At 45.3% G+C, this 15,627-nt stretch carries 13 protein-coding genes; 5 read left to right on the forward strand and 8 right to left on the reverse strand.

The annotated features are described in order from the left end of the window. Positions 1–102: 102 nt before the first annotated feature. Positions 103–1,944, reverse strand: coding sequence for an ABC transporter ATP-binding protein (locus tag OZ660_RS17840; protein WP_274741860.1), 1,842 nt, complete (start codon positions 1,942–1,944; stop codon positions 103–105). A 362-nt stretch (positions 1,945–2,306) separates the two neighbouring features. On the opposite strand from OZ660_RS17840, the gene OZ660_RS17845 reads away from it, so the two are divergent. Continuing rightward, a complete protein-coding gene (locus OZ660_RS17845) occupies positions 2,307–4,772 on the forward strand; it encodes a carbohydrate binding family 9 domain-containing protein (RefSeq protein WP_274741862.1) in 2,466 nt (821 codons plus the stop codon). A gap of 11 nt (positions 4,773–4,783) precedes the next feature. Here OZ660_RS17845 and OZ660_RS17850 read toward each other — a convergent pair whose 3' ends face one another. Further along, positions 4,784–5,407, reverse strand: coding sequence for an RraA family protein (locus OZ660_RS17850; RefSeq protein ID WP_202262701.1), 624 nt, complete (start codon positions 5,405–5,407; stop codon positions 4,784–4,786). A gap of 226 nt (positions 5,408–5,633) precedes the next feature. On the opposite strand from OZ660_RS17850, the gene OZ660_RS17855 reads away from it, so the two are divergent. Both OZ660_RS17855 and OZ660_RS17860 read left to right on the forward strand, forming a co-directional pair. Continuing rightward, entirely contained in the window at positions 5,634–7,700 is a 2,067-nt protein-coding gene (locus OZ660_RS17855; protein ID WP_202262702.1) for a M13 family metallopeptidase, read from the forward strand. A 122-nt stretch (positions 7,701–7,822) separates the two neighbouring features. Next, entirely contained in the window at positions 7,823–8,497 is a 675-nt protein-coding gene (locus OZ660_RS17860) for a lysoplasmalogenase (RefSeq protein ID WP_274741865.1), read from the forward strand. Here the strand turns inward: OZ660_RS17860 and OZ660_RS17865 are convergent. The 5 genes from OZ660_RS17865 to OZ660_RS17885 all read right to left on the reverse strand — a co-directional run bounded on the left by OZ660_RS17865 (position 8,460) and on the right by OZ660_RS17885 (position 13,212). After that, positions 8,460–8,867 (reverse strand): ACT domain-containing protein, encoded by a 408-nt coding sequence (locus OZ660_RS17865; RefSeq protein WP_274741867.1) that lies wholly within the window; start codon positions 8,865–8,867, stop codon positions 8,460–8,462. The genes OZ660_RS17860 and OZ660_RS17865 overlap by 38 nt on opposite strands. Positions 8,868–8,885: 18 nt before the next feature. Then, positions 8,886–10,265, reverse strand: coding sequence for an ATP-dependent RNA helicase DbpA (gene dbpA, locus OZ660_RS17870; RefSeq protein WP_274741869.1), 1,380 nt, complete (start codon positions 10,263–10,265; stop codon positions 8,886–8,888). Further along, positions 10,265–11,590 carry a substrate-binding periplasmic protein gene (locus OZ660_RS17875; RefSeq protein ID WP_274741871.1) on the reverse strand — a complete coding sequence of 442 codons (1,326 nt, stop codon included), beginning with the start codon at positions 11,588–11,590 and terminating at the stop codon, positions 10,265–10,267. The genes dbpA and OZ660_RS17875 overlap by 1 nt, the downstream gene beginning before the upstream one ends. Continuing rightward, entirely contained in the window at positions 11,557–12,606 is a 1,050-nt protein-coding gene (pyrC, locus tag OZ660_RS17880) for a dihydroorotase (protein ID WP_274741873.1), read from the reverse strand. Before pyrC ends, OZ660_RS17875 begins: the two co-directional genes overlap by 34 nt. Positions 12,607–12,675: 69 nt before the next feature. Next, entirely contained in the window at positions 12,676–13,212 is a 537-nt protein-coding gene (locus tag OZ660_RS17885; protein ID WP_274741875.1) for a lipocalin family protein, read from the reverse strand. A 145-nt stretch (positions 13,213–13,357) separates the two neighbouring features. Between OZ660_RS17885 and OZ660_RS17890 the strand changes: the two genes are divergently transcribed. Together OZ660_RS17890 and gloA2 are read left to right on the forward strand one after the other, a co-directional pair. After that, entirely contained in the window at positions 13,358–14,308 is a 951-nt protein-coding gene (locus OZ660_RS17890) for an aldo/keto reductase (protein ID WP_274741877.1), read from the forward strand. A gap of 14 nt (positions 14,309–14,322) precedes the next feature. Continuing rightward, positions 14,323–14,706: an SMU1112c/YaeR family gloxylase I-like metalloprotein gene (gloA2, locus tag OZ660_RS17895; RefSeq protein WP_202262710.1), complete on the forward strand. Its 384-nt coding sequence runs from the start codon at positions 14,323–14,325 to the stop codon at positions 14,704–14,706. Here the strand turns inward: gloA2 and OZ660_RS17900 are convergent. Continuing rightward, on the reverse strand, positions 14,703–15,515 hold the full coding sequence (locus tag OZ660_RS17900; protein WP_274741878.1) for a mechanosensitive ion channel family protein: 813 nt from the start codon (positions 15,513–15,515) through the stop codon (positions 14,703–14,705). The genes gloA2 and OZ660_RS17900 overlap by 4 nt on opposite strands. Positions 15,516–15,627: the final 112 nt, after the last annotated feature.

Consider the following 15,627-nt stretch of genomic DNA (forward strand, 5'->3'; position numbering starts at 1 on the left):
TGCGGTATCGCAAGGGAGGGACGCGTATTATACTTAACCACCTTTAAGATACAAGCGCTTTATCTCGTATCGGTAAAGAATGTCAAATACATTATCCTCGCCCTATTCTATACCGATAAAGCCACCCGTCTGATGCGCCCATAGTTTGGCGTAAATTCCGTCATAGGCAATCAGTTCGGCGTGCGTTCCTTGCTCTACGATTTTACCTTTGTCGAGCACAAGTAAACGGTCCATTTGCGCGATAGTTGATAGTCTGTGCGCAATCGCCAATACCGTCTTTCCTTCCATCACTTTATCTAGGCAAGTTTGAATGGCAGCCTCTACTTCTGAGTCGAGTGCTGATGTTGCCTCATCGAGTACAAGTACTGGTGCATCTTTTAGCAAAACACGCGCAATGGCGATACGTTGTCTTTGACCACCAGATAACTTTACGCCACGCTCACCGACGTGAGCGTCATATCCTGTGCGTCCATGGCTATCGGTCAACGTCAAAATGAACTCATGGGCTTCAGCTTGCTTAGCGGCGCGGATCATGTCTTGTTCTGTTGCGTCAGTTCGCCCGTACAGTATGTTGTCTCGCACAGAGCGATGCATTAACGAAGTGTCTTGGGTCACCATACTGATTTTGGCACGCAAGGTTTCCTGTCCTACTTCGGTAATATCTTGCCCATCGATAATTATTTTGCCGCTTTGGGTATCGTAAAAGCGCATAAGCAAATTAACCAAGGTAGATTTCCCTGCGCCAGAACGTCCCACTAGCCCTACTTTCTCGCCGGGTTTAATGGCCAAGTCTAAGTTGGTGAATACATCGATAGGTTTATTGTCCGCCCCCGAATACGAGAAATTAACGCGTTTAAAATCTATCCCGCCACCGCTTACTTCAAGCGCATTAGCTTTGGGTTTATCTTTGACCGCGATGGGTTGAGCCAGTGTGTTCATGCCGTCTTGCACCGTGCCAAGGTTTTCGAATAAACCTGACACTTCCCACATTACCCAATGTGACATACCGTTCAATCGCAAACATAAACTGATGGCAATAGCGATATCTCCTGGGGTTGCTATATTTTCCATCCATAGGTAAACCGACAGCGCACCTATGGTAAAAATAAGAATGGCATTTGCCATTTCTACGCAAAACTCTAGCACTGTGACTAAGCGCATTTGCGGATAAACGGTTTGAAGAAAGCCGTCCATACTCTCCTTCGCGTAATCAGCTTCGCGACGGCTGTGAGAAAATAATTTCACCGTTGTGATATTGGTATAGCTATCAACAATTCGTCCCGTCATTAGCGAACGCGCATCAGCCTGTCGTTGCGACACGTCTTTGAGCTTGGGGACCAATACGCGCAAAATACCAATGTAGACAAAAAACCAAACGATGAGTGGCATAGCTAAACGCCAATCTGTACTGAAAATAAGGACCACCATGGAAATAAAGTACACGCTGATATACACCAATAAGTCGAGTACTTTAGTAACCGTTTCTCTCACTGAAAGAGCTGTTTGCATAACTTTAGTTGCAACACGACCGGCAAACTCATTGTGAAAAAACGTCAGGCTTTGTCCAAGCAAATAGCGGTGTGCTTGCCACCTGATGCGCATTGGATAATTGCCCATCAGCGACTGACGAGAAAACAGCGAACGCAATAGTATGAAGAGCGGAATAAACACCAGTACGGTTAAACCCATACCGATAAGGGTAAATTTTTGATCTGCTAAAAACGTACTTCTATCTTGCTCTGAAAACCAGTCGACTAACTGTCCTAAAAATCCAAATAGGGCAACTTCTAAGATGGCAACAATGGCACTTAATACAGAAACAGTCAGTATGACGCCCCACATACCTTTAGTGTAGTACTTACAAAACGCAATAATGCCCGTAGGAGGCTGGGTAGGTTGTGCATCAGGAAAGGGCTGTGTGAGCCTTTCAAAAAATGAAAACATGTAATACTCGTTTGTTAACAGAAGACTAGTGCGTGTTGCCAACGCTAGATAGCAATAACGTGGCTTGAGCGCGTTTACCATTGCGGTATGTTTTTGATACAAAGGTCAACGGGCTAAGATTAAGTACGCAATTCTACACTAAATGTTCACGCCTTGTCGGTGATACCTTGGTTTGTTTTATGCCGTTTACTCGCTGTACATTATCTCCCTGTTTCATCGCCTTTTTCGCCGCATCTTCACTTAAGTAAAAATGCAAAACACGTTAAGCATCCGTTTATTTGCGATTAAGCCGCTTTTTGTCGCATTGGCTTTTATTCATACTTTGCGCGGGAAAAAATAATAACGACATCACACACATTATTATGGATAATTTTTTAGTAAAGCGCGGCGATGCTGTGCTTAAGCGCGTATGTATAATCTTTGCGTCATTTGCCTTTGCGGGTTGTTTGTCTGCGGGCTCTGCCTTTGCAACACCACTCCAAGAAACACCACACGAGCAACCTCAAGCAACCGAAACTTCCACACCTCCCACTATCGTTACAGAGCGGTCGGAAAATACGATTACAGAAACGTCTGATGACAATATCGGCGATTCGCTGGTTGTTCCTTTCATCGCAGGCACAGTAGAACTTGATGGCATTATCGACGAGGCTGTGTGGGAAGAAGCAACTAAAGTACCCCTTACTTTTGTTACCCGCCCTTTTGAGAATACCACGCCTCCCGTGCTCACAACCGCACGCATATTTGAAAACGGCGAAAACATATATATTGCGTTTACTGCGCAAGACGATGACCCATCGCAATTACGCGCCTTATTTCGAGATAGAGATAACGTATGGGATAACGACTTAGTTGGAATAAAAATAGATACGTTTGGCGACAGTCGTCTGTCGTATCAGTTCTTTGTTAATCCACGCGGCATACAGTCTGATGCCATCGAAAACCAAATGACGTTGAGTGAAAGCGATAGTTGGAATGCAATTTGGGACGCACAAGCACAAATAACACAAGACGGCTATACCGTTGAGATTGCGTTGCCTTTTCGCATCATGAACTTTCTCGATAGTGATGGCCCAAAAAGATGGCGGGCTGAGTTTGTACGTTTCTACCCACGAGAAAATAACCTTCGAATTTCTAACAGGCCCGTTGATAGGAATAACGCATGCGGGTTATGCCAAATGGGAGATATGGAGGGCTTCGCCACGGCAAAGCAAGGTCAAAACTTATCCATAACGCCCTATGCGGTAGCGGGTTATGCCCGTAACCGTGAAGCTGTACCCTCGCAAAATGCGACAGACTGGCAGTATCAAGATAACCAAGAAATAGGTGTCGATATAAACTGGGGCATATCATCTGACATGCTACTGCAAGCCACAGTTAACCCTGACTTTTCTCAAGTTGAAGCCGACGCTGGACAACTCGGTATCAACAACCCGTTTGCACTATTTTTCCCTGAACAGCGCCCCTTCTTTCTCGAAAACGCCGATTTTTTCAGTACCCAATACGATCTTGTGTATACCCGCAATATCGGCGCACCTGACATTGGCACAAAACTAACTGGGCGAGTGAATAACCATACATTTGGTATTTTGGCTGCTAACGACGAAAGCACCACGTTTTTAGTGCCTGGAAATCTGGGCTCTAGTGTAGCAAGGCTTAACGAAGAAAGTACCAATATAGCCGCCCGATACCGATATGATATTTCAGAGGACCTTTCCGTAGGCGCAATAATTACTGGTCGTCACTCAGAGGATTACCACAATATTGTTACTGGCCTAGATAGCCGTTATCAAATAACGCCAAGCGATACGTTACGTGTGCAAGTACTTCGCTCACAAACGCAATATCCACAAACATTGTTCTCTGATTTTTGCAGTAATGACTGTAGTGCCGATGATGATATTAACGAGATCACGCTACGAACGCGCAAAAGCGATACTTTCTCGGGCAGTACCTACAAGGTTGACTACCGTCACGAGGTTCGCGATTGGTATGTTTATGCCAATCGCACAAGTACTCAAGCTGATTTTCGTGCTGACTTGGGCTTTGAAAGCACCGTAGATAGACATAAAAGTGTGCTGGGCGGCGGCTATATCTGGTGGAATGAAGATGCATGGTGGAATCGCTTTGAGTTCGGCGGTGATTGGGATATCACCCACAACGATGACGGTGAACTTATTGAACGCGAAATGCAGGCACAAGTGGAGTTAAGTGCTGCTTATCAGTCTTATTTCAATTTTCAGTGGATTAAAAGGGATACTGTTGGTTTACGCCATAATGGCGCTAGTTTAGCCATAGATGGCAATGCCACGCGCTTTACCGAAGAACAATATTCCTTCTATTTTGAAGCCCAGCCAAGCCGTACCCTCTACTTTGAAAATTTTGCCCGTATTGGTGACAGAATCGACTTAAGAAACGACCGGTTGGGCGATCAGGTGTTACTAGAGCCTTCAATTACCCTTAATTTGGGGCAGCATTTGGAAGCGTCGCTGAGTCATGAATACAATCGTATTGATGTAAACGATGAAATGCTCTTTACAGCCAACCTATCGGATTTGCGACTAAGTTATCAGTTTAGTGCAAAACAGTTTATCCGCGTTGCACTGGTTTACGCAGATATCAAGCGCAATACCGATAATTACCTAATGCGCGTAGATGCTCGAGATAGAAGCCTAGGCACGCAAGTGGTGTATTCTTACATGATAAACCCACTTTCGCGCCTATTCATTGGCTATGGCGATTCAGCGTTTGCCGATGATGAAAACCCAGGCCTATTGCGCACCGAGCAAGCCGTCTTTATGAAGTTCAGCTATGCGTGGCTTTACTAAAACGTCTATTTTTAATCAGTGAACCCTAATTTTGCGAGCGTAGCCTCTACTTTGTCTTGATGCTGCGCTTGCCATTCACTGAGTGACATTGCCGCATCTTTATCACCTCTTGCCTTGGCGATCTCAAACGCACGCTGCGCTTGTTCTCGAGGAATAACCGCTATACCCTCTTCATCAGCCACAATAATATCCCCTGCATTGACGGTGACACCGCCACAACGCACTGGCTGATTGAGTGGAGAAATACATTTTTTTGCGCCGGGTTTTGGCACGACACCACGTGCAAACACAGGAAATTGATTTTCTCTAGTTTCTGCAATATCGCGAATAACGCCGTCAATCACGAACCCCTTAATACCGCGTGATTGAGCAATTGCACATACATTGCCTCCAGCAACGGCATACTTATCATCGGCTTCAACCACGATTATGTCGCCAGCATTCGCTCGATAAATAGCTGCATGTAGCATGAGATGGTCGCCTGGGTCGCACTTAACGGTAAAGGCTGGCCCGGCAATCCGCGGAATACCTGGCCACAGAGGCTTTATGGCATAGTCAATAAACTGCTCTTTGGGCAAAGCATCGGCATACTCGCACGGGGAAACACTATCAAACGGAATTTCATTGGTTTTCATACACCACTCCTTTTAACTGAATAACCTGCATCCAAACTGCTTCCACTATAGCCAATTGTGTATTACAAGTTGTTACAAGCTGTGTATTTTCACTATAAACGCTTTTTCTATCACTGCGCACATGCTAAAAAAGTGACCATGCCTGCTTGATGCACGCGCCCCCTCTTAAAATAATAAACTTTGGTTATATCCAAGGTCGCCGAATATTGAGAAAAAGGAAAACACCATGTTACGAAGCGTTTTAAGTTTGAGTGTTGCGCTGGCCCTTACCGCCTGTAGCCCGCAAAACTCAGCCCCAGAACAACAAACACAAGCCCCAGTAGAGTCAGCACAAACACAAACGCTAAGCTCGGGTATTATGAAAGACAATATGGATTTGTCTGTTTCTCCGGGTGACGACTTTTTCCGTTACGTAAATGGTAAATGGTTCGACAACTTTGAAATTCCGGCTGACAAGTCAAGCTATGGCGCTTTCGTGATTCTGCGAGATGAAGCGCAAGATCACGTGATGGACATTATTAAATCGTCTGCAGAAGGTGATTTTAAAGCCGGTAGTGACGAGCAGAAAGTGGGTGATTTTTATCGCGCTTACATGGACATGGAAACGCGTAATGCCTTAGGTGTAGCGCCACTAAAACCTGAGATTGAAAAAATTGATAGTATTGAAAATTACTCAGATCTTGCTGCCTACTTTGCTTATGCAGCGCGCTATGGATACGGTACACCATTCAGTCTTACTCAGTACCCAGATTTAAAATCGCCCAAAGAGTATTTGATGTACACATGGCAAGCTGGCCTTGGTCTTCCAGAGCGCGAGTACTATTTCAAAGACGACGAAGCCTCTCAGACTATTCGCGACGCGTACGTAAAGCATATCCAAACTATGTTTGAACTCGCCAACTTTGAAGCGCCAGCAGAAAGCGCCAAAATGCTATTCGACCTTGAAACTAAAATTGCAGAGCTGCATATGAAGAAAGAGCAGGCTCGTAATTTTGCAGCAAACTACAACAAGCTAACCATTGAAGAGTTAAAAGCATTAATGCCCAACTTCGACTGGGATGCCTACCTAGATAAAGCAGAAATCAGTGATATCGCTGCCCTAGGTATTCTGCAAAAAGACTTTATGCAGAACATTGATGGCGTTATAAGTGAAACATCGCTAGATAACTGGAAGACATTCTTAAAGTGGGGCTTGTTAAACGCCTCTGCTAGCCGCCTATCTGCACAATTAGACGAAGCAAACTTCAATTTCTACAGCAAGGTATTGCGTGGCGTTGAAGAGCAAGAGCCACAATGGCGTCGTGCGGTTAGTCTATCGAATGCGCACGTTGGCGAACTTATTGGTAAGGTTTATGTAAAACAACATTTCCCACCAGAAGCCAAAGAACGCATGATGGAAATGGTGAATAACCTGTTACTTGCCTATAAAGAGAGTATTGAAAACCTTGAGTGGATGACCGATGAAACACGCGCTCAAGCCCTCGACAAGTTATCGAAGTTTACCGTTAAAATTGGTTACCCTGACGAGTGGCGTGACTACACTGCACTTACGGTTGATGCAGGTGATTTATTTGGTAACTTAAAGCGTTCATCAGACGTTGTTTATGAAGAGATGCTGAAAAAGCAAGGCGGCCCGGTATGGACACATGAGTGGGGTATGACACCACAAACGGTTAATGCCTACTACAATCCACCGCTAAATGAGATTGTATTCCCTGCCGCTATTCTGCAACCGCCATTTTTCGACATGAACGCAGAAGACGCCGTTAACTATGGTGGAATTGGCGCCGTTATCGGGCACGAAATTGGCCACGGTTTCGATGATTCAGGTTCGACATTCGACGGCGACGGTGTGCTGCGCAACTGGTGGACCGATACCGACCGTGGTGAGTTTGAAGCACGTACGGCGAATCTGATTGAGCAGTACAACCAGTTTGAAGTATTACCAGACCTTCATGTCAACGGCGAATACACGCTAGGTGAAAATATTGGTGATTTAGGTGGTATTAGCATTGCACTGAAAGCCTATCATCTATCATTAGACGGTGAAGAAGCACCAGTACTTGATGGCTTTACTGGTGATCAACGTGTATTTATAGGTTACGGACAGGTTTGGGCCAGTAAATACCGTGAAGAAGCGCTTCGTAGCCAAGTACAAACTGATACGCACTCGCCTACCAAGTTCCGTACTAATGGCGCAGTGCGCAACGTACCAGAGTTTTACGAAGCATTTGACGTAACACCTGAAGATGCACTTTATCTTCCTCCAGAAGAGCGCGTAAAAATCTGGTAACTCGCTAGCGCTTTATGAAAACACGTTAGCGCGAAACTAGCGCTAAATAGAGGGCGGCAAAATGGATGACATTTCGCTGCCCTTTTTTATAAACCTAGTCGCTATTTTTACTGGGAGGGGTAATGCCAAATTACATGTCGTTGATTTATGCCGCATTTGCATTTCTCTATTTAGGCAGTTTGAGCTACACGCCTTACATTGGGCAATTTATTGTAAAAGCCTTGCCTATAGGACTACTGGTGCTTTTCACCTTTCTGCGCCTCAAAGGCAACGCTAGGTTGATTGTTTGCTTTGCCCTTATCGCGAGTTTAGCGGGTGATGTATTCTTGGCCCTACCTATTTCGAAAAGCTTTATTTATGGGCTAGCCTGCTTTTTCATAGCGCACTTAGCTTACATTGTGAGCTTTATTCATTTGCGTGCGAATAAAGTTTCAAGCGCGCCGCAGAAAAAACGCGTCACCTCAATACAGCTCTTTCTAAGCTTTGTAGTAATTTGTTTCGCTGTATTAATGGCAGGGCATATCTTACCTGTGGCACAACAACTTTATTATCCCGTTCTCGCATACTTGTGTGTAATAACCATAATGGGAGTAACGGCTGTGCTACTTACGCGTTCGTGGTGGATAGCGGCAGGCGCGCTTATTTTTGTCATTTCAGACGCCATTTTAGCGCAATCCGTGTTTAGAGAGCCTATCACGCTATCTGGATTTGCCGTTATGCTAACGTATTACGTTGCGCAATACTTGCTTACAAGAGGACTTATTGGGGCGAATCGGCGAGAGACTTCAACACGTTGAGCGCTGCTGACACCTTATCTGACTGAATAAATATATGGTCGTGATAATAGGCTGCCACGACATTCGCACTCATGCCCGCATTGGCAAGCGCTGTAGACATGGCAGCAGTCATGCCAACGGCATCTAGGCTAGAATGCACCTCACAAGTAATACAGCGGTATTCGCCACTAAAGGTCAATCCCATATCTCGCGCTAAATGCGCTTTTAAAATAAAGGTGACACCTTCTCGCTCTTTGAACATTCCTTTAGCACGCTGTAACAAGGCAGCTGTTACCTTTTCAGGGGCGACAGAAACAAACACATAGGTATCTTCGCTTGCCACTGGTGACAAGTTACGCAGCAATGTACTCAGTTCTGTTTCGCCAACCATTGTTATCTTTCAACCTCGTTAGAGTTTTCGTGCTCTTATGCGTTTACCCTTGATTTTGCCCTCGCGAAATTGCGTCATCGCGCGTTTTACACTGCGGGCCTTTACCGCAACAAAACTCATGCTATTTTGTACTGCAATTTTACCTACATCATCTCCAGGTATACCGGCATCTTTCGTTAATGCACCAACAAGATCACCCGGGCGCAATTTCTGCTTCTTGCCAGCACTTAATGAAATACAGGTAAATTCAGGTTGGGTAATTTTGTTTTTATGAAAGCGTAAGCTCTGCGCGCCTTTAAGCGGTATATCGCTTTCTTGCAGCACTTCTATCTTGCGGAGGAAGTGCTCTTCCTCATCACTTACTAAGGTAATTGCCATACCCTGAGCACCTGCCCTTGCAGTTCTACCAATGCGGTGAACATGGGTTTCAGGCTCTTCACTAACCGTGTAATTAATAACGCAGGCTACATCATCGATATCGAGTCCTCGCGCTGCCACATCGGTTGCCACTAACACTTGCAGCGCATCACTGGCAAACTGCATGAGTACCGCAGTGCGGGCGTGTTGCTCCATATCTCCTTGAAGGCCAGCTGCGCTAAAGCCTTCTTCCACTAATTCTTCAACCACTTCTGTCACCTGTACCTTGCGATTGCAAAACACGATAGCGTTTTTCGGCTGATAGTGCGTTAACACGGCTTTTAGTGCCTGAATACGCGTGTGGGCTAACACGTTGTAACCCAATTGCGTAATAGCTGGCTTGCTGTCCTGAGACTCTACTTTACACGTCACTGGATCACTGAGGTATTGCGTAGCAACGCGTTCAATTTGCTCTGTATAAGTTGCTGAGAATAGTAGCGTTTGCACTTGACGTGGTACTTGCCCAAAAATCACGCGCAAGTCATCTTCAAACCCCATATCTAGCATACGATCGGCTTCATCCAATACTCGAAGCTTCACGTTGCTTAAGTCTACTCTGCGCTTTTCAACGTGGTCCATAACACGCCCTGGCGTGCCGACTATGATATGAGGGCTGTGTTTAAGCGATTGAATTTGTGGCCCCATCGGTTGGCCGCCGCACAAGGTCGTTACTTTTACATTACCAATGTTCTTCGCTGCCATTCTGAATTGATCGGCAACTTGGTCGGCAAGCTCTCGAGTAGGGCAAAGCACTACTACTTGCGTAGTGAACTCATTTACTTCAATGCTTTCTAATGCGGGAATAACAAAACATAAGGTTTTGCCACTGCCCGTTTGTGCTTGACCGATTATATCTTTACCTTGCAAAGCATCCGGCAGCGATTGTGCTTGTATAGGGGATAACTGATAAATACCCTGTGCATCTAGCGCCTTCACAATGGCGAGATTAATGTCTAAATGCTTTACTGTTTCAACTGTCATTAATTTTTGTTCCAAAGGTGTATGACACCGTTTTTGGTGTGATGAGCAATGCCGTAGTCACTGGACACCATATGGCTCCAAGAAGATAACTGCTCATTAAATGTGTTACTTTTTCTTACTCTTGCTGCCGCTAATTTGAGTTTTTCGAGTACCAAAATGCAGGTGTTTTTTCGAGAAAGGGCAACGTATGCTGTGGTAACTTCGTATTCACTTACCAATTTGATTTTATTACAAGTATCTTTTTTTGCGGTGCATCCGAGGTCTACTGCTCCCTGCGAACCAAACACCACATCTATTTCATCACTAAGTAGCGCTTCAACCAGTTCCTGCCAAGAACCAAATCCCCGCACTTCGAACCCGTTATCAATTGCCACATTATACCGATAATCTTCTAGTAATGTCCCGATTCTATACGTTTTTGGCACGTCGTTAAGCGATGCAAAGTAGGGCTTATTTAATCCATATAGCCCATGAAGATTGCGGGAGACAGGCGTTACCCAATGAAATACATTATCGCGCTCTTGTGTTCTCACTACAGAAAACACCATGACGTTTGACTTACTCATTGCCTCTTTTGCAATGCGCTTCCAAGGCGCAGACAAAATAGCAGGTGGCATTTCCATTTGTTCAAGAATGTCTCTCACAAAATCAGCCACAATGCCTTTCAATTCACCACGCTCGCCCAGTTCTGAGAACAAAGGCACTAAATCAGCGATTACCCACAGGTTCGAAGTATTCGCGTGAAGTTCGCCTGGTAAACTGATTGTGCCATAGGTTAATAGCGCATTGGGATAACGAGTGCTAAGCGATGTAACTAGCGGGTTCGCTAATTCAGCGAAAGCCTCTGATGTTTTAAAGTCACTAATGGTTTCTGAAAGTTTTTCAGCCAGTAATGAATTAGCATTGCGCTTTTCTAATGCAATATAAGTAACGCCCACTTTAATCGCCTGACTGCCCGCATTTGGTGTACAGACCACTCCTGATTCAGAACATTCAAGTGCTATCAGGGGTGAAATCCAGTAGAAGCCCTGCTCATTTTCGGGCGTTCTTAATATGCCGAGCCGTATATGGGAAGTGCTAGTAGGGCGTGAATCACTCTCGGTGGCCATTAAAGTAATACCGCTTTCTTTCAAGCTTTCAGCAAGTAGTACTTTTGAGTATCCTTGGATTTTTGCTTTATCGCGCGAATTTAGCGGCAATGATTGCATCGTATCTATTGAATACGATAACGACTCAGCGCTTGCTTGTAGAGCAAAGCCCCACAAGCAGCTTACTGCGAAAAGCGCGAAAATTATGCGCCTTGAAATGCCTTGTGCAATTTCCATCTTAAGGTTTGCCCCGCATAAAATGGTACCATGTCAGTGCCATCTGCTAGGGTTACTTCTTCAGGCACTGTCCATTCTTCTTTTACTAACGTCATTGTAGTCGTATTTCTTGGTAACCCATAAAAATCAGCGCCATAATGGCTCGCGAAGCCTTCTAACTTGTCAATAACGCCCAATTGCTCAAATACTTCAGCATAGAGCTCGATAGCTGACCATGCACTGTAACAGCCTGCACAGCCACAAGCGTTTTCTTTCTTATGTTTCGCGTGAGGTGCAGAGTCTGTACCCAAGAAAAACTTCTTGTTTCCACTTGCTACCATCTCACGAAGTGCCTGTTGATGGGTATTACGCTTTAGTACAGGTAGGCAATAATTATGAGGGCGTACACCGCCTACGAGAAGGTCGTTGCGGTTTAATAGTAGATGTTGAGGCGTAATAGTAGCGCCAACAAAATCACTCGCCTGTGCGACAAAACTCGCAGCATCGGCGGTAGTGATATGCTCAAAGACCACTTTAAGCTGGGGGAATGCTTCAACGATTGGGCCTAAGTGCGTATCGATAAACACTTTCTCGCGGTCAAAGATATCAATGTGATGCTCAGTGACTTCACCATGAATAAGTAGCAATAAGCCTTGCTCTTGCATGGCCTGAAACACAGGATAAAGCGCTTGAATGCCTTTAACTGCTGCATCTGAGTTAGTGGTTGCGCCAGCCGGATAAAGCTTACAGGCTGTCACACCTGCATTTTTGGCATCAACGATATCTTGCGCCGTTGTTTGGTTGGTCAAGAATAAGGTCATCAAAGGCTCAAAGCTGCTACCCGCCGGACGCGCCGCTTCAATTCGTGCTTTATAAGCCATTGCCATCTCAGCATTCACCACTGGTGGAACCAAGTTTGGCATTACGATAGCTCGCTGGAAGCAGCGTGCGGTAGCGGGTACTGTTTCCGCTAGCATTTCGTTATCGCGAAAATGAAGATGCCAATCGTCAGGGGTAGTAATGGTAAGCGTTTGCATGCTTTAACTCTCTCAATACGTGTTTAAACGGCGGGTTCGCGCAATAATAGCACAAGCCATCCGTTAACGTTACTTTGAAGAATGTTCAACCCAGATGAGTTTTTCAGTGTCGTAGCCCGCTTGCTGTGCACTATTGAGTAATTGTTCGAGTGTATCTTGTGGCAGTGTCGGCGTTCTTGCCAATATCCAAAGAAAATCCCTATCAGGCCCAGTAACAAGCGCATATTGATAGTTTTCTTTATCTAATTCCATGATCACGTAACTCGCATAGAAAGGACCAAAAAAAGAAACCTTCAAATGCCCTGTATTCTCACTCCCCACAAAAAAGGCTTTCCCTTGCGCTTCATCCCATTTTCCTTCCTCTTTGGAAAACCCTTTATTGATTACATTAACACCGCCATCTTCTCGCATACTGTAGGTAGCGGTAACCTCACTTAGCCCTTCCTCAAAACTATGATCAAAACGCGCCACTTCATACCACGTCCCTAAATATCGCGAGAGCTCAAAGTCATCGACCGGCTTCACGTTGTCCGGCAACCCCGTGCAGCCTGACACAGCAAATAACAACGCCAAAATGCTTGATAACCATACAGTGCGTCTGATCATGTAATTAATCCTTATCTTCATACGTATTCAGGGCGTAAACTGTCGCCCATTGGGTTAAATTCATCTATACGCGGTTTTCATTGAGTCGCCGTCGCGCTCTAATGTAAGCCGTTCATGTCGCACTTATTCACGAGGGAGAATACACATGCAAGCATACTTTCCACACGCAAGCCGACTGATTTACGGCTGCATGGGCCTTGGAGGAGGCTGGAATGATAGCCCCGCCACCCAAAACGATGTGGACCAAGCCCGTGCCATCGTAGACAAGGTTCTTGAGCTTAACATCAATGTATTTGACCATGCCGATATCTACACGTTTGGCAAAGCAGAATACGTGTTTGGGCAAGTGCTGAAACACACGCCCAGCTTAAGAGAAAACATGCTTATTCAATCTAAGTGTGCAATACGTTTTGAGGACTCGTTAGGACCAAAACGCTACGATTTTTCTGCCCAGTATATTCAATCTTCCGTAGAGGGCATTTTATCGCGCCTTAATATCGAGCAATTAGACATTCTTCTGTTACATCGCCCGGACCCACTTATGGAGTTGGAAGAAGTAGCAGGCGTTTTACAGCAATTGCAGACGCAAGGAAAAATAAAGCATGTGGGTGTATCTAACATGCATGGTCACCAGATTGCGTACCTTCAGTCTGCCCTCGATACTCCTATAGTGGCGAATCAATTAGAAATGAGCTTGGCATTCAGGGATTGGTTAGAAGACGGCATTACTACTAATAGTGCAGCTAATAGGCAAATGGGTTACGCACCAGGAACGTTGGAATACTGCATGTCACATAAAGTCCAACTCCAAGCATGGGGCAGTTTGGCGCAGGGGCGCTATACTGGAGCTAAGAGTGAAAGTGCACATGATAAAGCAACGGCTAAGCTTGTGGCGTCGCTAGCAGCACAGTATGAAACAACACCTGAAGCTATTGTATTGGCGTGGTTAATGAAACACCCCGCGAAGATACAGCCAGTTTTGGGAAGCACAAATCTATCGCGTATTGAAGCGAGTCAACGCGCAATGGATGTAACGCTAACCCGCGAACATTGGTATCTGCTTTTTGAAACTGCCCGCGGTCAAGAAATGCCATAAAAAAAGGAGCGCATATGCTAAAAGGTTTCCATCACGTCGCTATTATTTGTAGCGACTACCCGACGTCGAAAACGTTTTATACCGATGTGTTGGGTTTTAGCGTGATTGATGAGAATTATCGCGAAGCAAGAGACTCATACAAATGCGACCTTGGACTACCTGACGGAAGCCAAATAGAGCTATTCTCCTTTCCTGGAGCACCTGAGCGGCCAACCAGACCTGAAGCACAGGGACTTCGCCATCTCGCATTTAAGGTAGATAACCTTGATGAAGTGGTTAGTCACCTGAGTGACAAAGGTGTTGAAAGCGAGCCTGTGCGAGTTGATGAATACACAGGCAAACGCTTCACATTTTTCCAAGACCCAGATGGACTGCCTTTAGAGCTGTACGAACTTTAAAGCATTCGAACTTCGCGCTGTGGAAAAGGAATTTCCACATGTGCGTTTTGCAGTGCACTGAATATAGCCTGATTTAACGCATAGCGCGTTTCGAAATGTCGTGTGGTGGGTGCCCACACGCGCACACCGAAATTAATACTACTATCCCCAAAATTGTCGATACCTATCGCAGGTGACTTTTCTTTAGACACACCTTCTACACTGGCTACCGCCTCGGTAATTATTTGGGTCACTTGTTCAACATCACTGGAATAGGCAACGCCAATCTCAAGCTCGATAAGCATTTGTTCTGCGGAATTTTGAAGAATTTCACCCACAATAAGCTTGTTTGGGATTTGAATATGGACATCGTCTTCATCGATAAGGATAGTGTAAGGCAGCATAACCTGGTCTACCACACCCGCAACACCTTGAACCCGAATAGTGTCGCCCACAACAAATGGTCGCGTGATAATAATAGTGAATCCTGCAGCGTAATTAGCAAGCATGCCCTGTATTGCTAAGCCAGCACCCAAACCCACTGCGCCGACTGCAGCAATAAGCGGCGTGACACTGATGCCCACATTGCCCAGTGCTATAATGATAACAATACCTAAAATAACGAGCTTACTTGCCCCGCCAGTAAAGCGACTTAGTGTAATATCAATATCACGCTTTACCATTAGGCGCTCTACTGCGCCACCTATTTTCGAAGCTAGCCACCAGCCCACAAGAAATATGACAATTGCGCCAAAGATTTGGAAGCTATAGGTAACAGCGAATTCAACGAGTGTGTCGTAAAGGACTTGAGCTTGTTTAAGTTCTTCCATAAAAAGAAAGGCTTGTTGTAACAATTATGCGTAGAGCATAAACAACAATAGTTGGTAGCACAATCTTTTGCTGTAGCGCAAAACCCGTCGTTTTGCGCCACAGCAAAATTGA

Origin of the sequence: Alteromonas sp. 009811495 (assembly GCF_028865455.1) — a bacterium.
GTDB lineage: Bacteria > Pseudomonadota > Gammaproteobacteria > Enterobacterales > Alteromonadaceae > Alteromonas.

What these genes read in the sequence shown, in the direction of transcription:
- OZ660_RS17840 (WP_274741860.1), bottom strand. Translation starts at nt 1,944, where the DNA reads ATGTTTTCATTTTTTGAAAGGCTCACACAGCCCTTTCCTGATGCACAA.
- OZ660_RS17845 (WP_274741862.1), top strand. Translation starts at nt 2,307, where the DNA reads ATGGATAATTTTTTAGTAAAGCGCGGCGATGCTGTGCTTAAGCGCGTA.
- OZ660_RS17850 (WP_202262701.1), bottom strand. Translation starts at nt 5,407, where the DNA reads ATGAAAACCAATGAAATTCCGTTTGATAGTGTTTCCCCGTGCGAGTAT.
- OZ660_RS17855 (WP_202262702.1), top strand. Translation starts at nt 5,634, where the DNA reads ATGTTACGAAGCGTTTTAAGTTTGAGTGTTGCGCTGGCCCTTACCGCC.
- OZ660_RS17860 (WP_274741865.1), top strand. Translation starts at nt 7,823, where the DNA reads ATGCCAAATTACATGTCGTTGATTTATGCCGCATTTGCATTTCTCTAT.
- OZ660_RS17865 (WP_274741867.1), bottom strand. Translation starts at nt 8,867, where the DNA reads ATGGTTGGCGAAACAGAACTGAGTACATTGCTGCGTAACTTGTCACCA.
- dbpA (WP_274741869.1), bottom strand. Translation starts at nt 10,265, where the DNA reads ATGACAGTTGAAACAGTAAAGCATTTAGACATTAATCTCGCCATTGTG.
- OZ660_RS17875 (WP_274741871.1), bottom strand. Translation starts at nt 11,590, where the DNA reads ATGGAAATTGCACAAGGCATTTCAAGGCGCATAATTTTCGCGCTTTTC.
- pyrC (WP_274741873.1), bottom strand. Translation starts at nt 12,606, where the DNA reads ATGCAAACGCTTACCATTACTACCCCTGACGATTGGCATCTTCATTTT.
- OZ660_RS17885 (WP_274741875.1), bottom strand. Translation starts at nt 13,212, where the DNA reads ATGATCAGACGCACTGTATGGTTATCAAGCATTTTGGCGTTGTTATTT.
- OZ660_RS17890 (WP_274741877.1), top strand. Translation starts at nt 13,358, where the DNA reads ATGCAAGCATACTTTCCACACGCAAGCCGACTGATTTACGGCTGCATG.
- gloA2 (WP_202262710.1), top strand. Translation starts at nt 14,323, where the DNA reads ATGCTAAAAGGTTTCCATCACGTCGCTATTATTTGTAGCGACTACCCG.
- OZ660_RS17900 (WP_274741878.1), bottom strand. Translation starts at nt 15,515, where the DNA reads ATGGAAGAACTTAAACAAGCTCAAGTCCTTTACGACACACTCGTTGAA.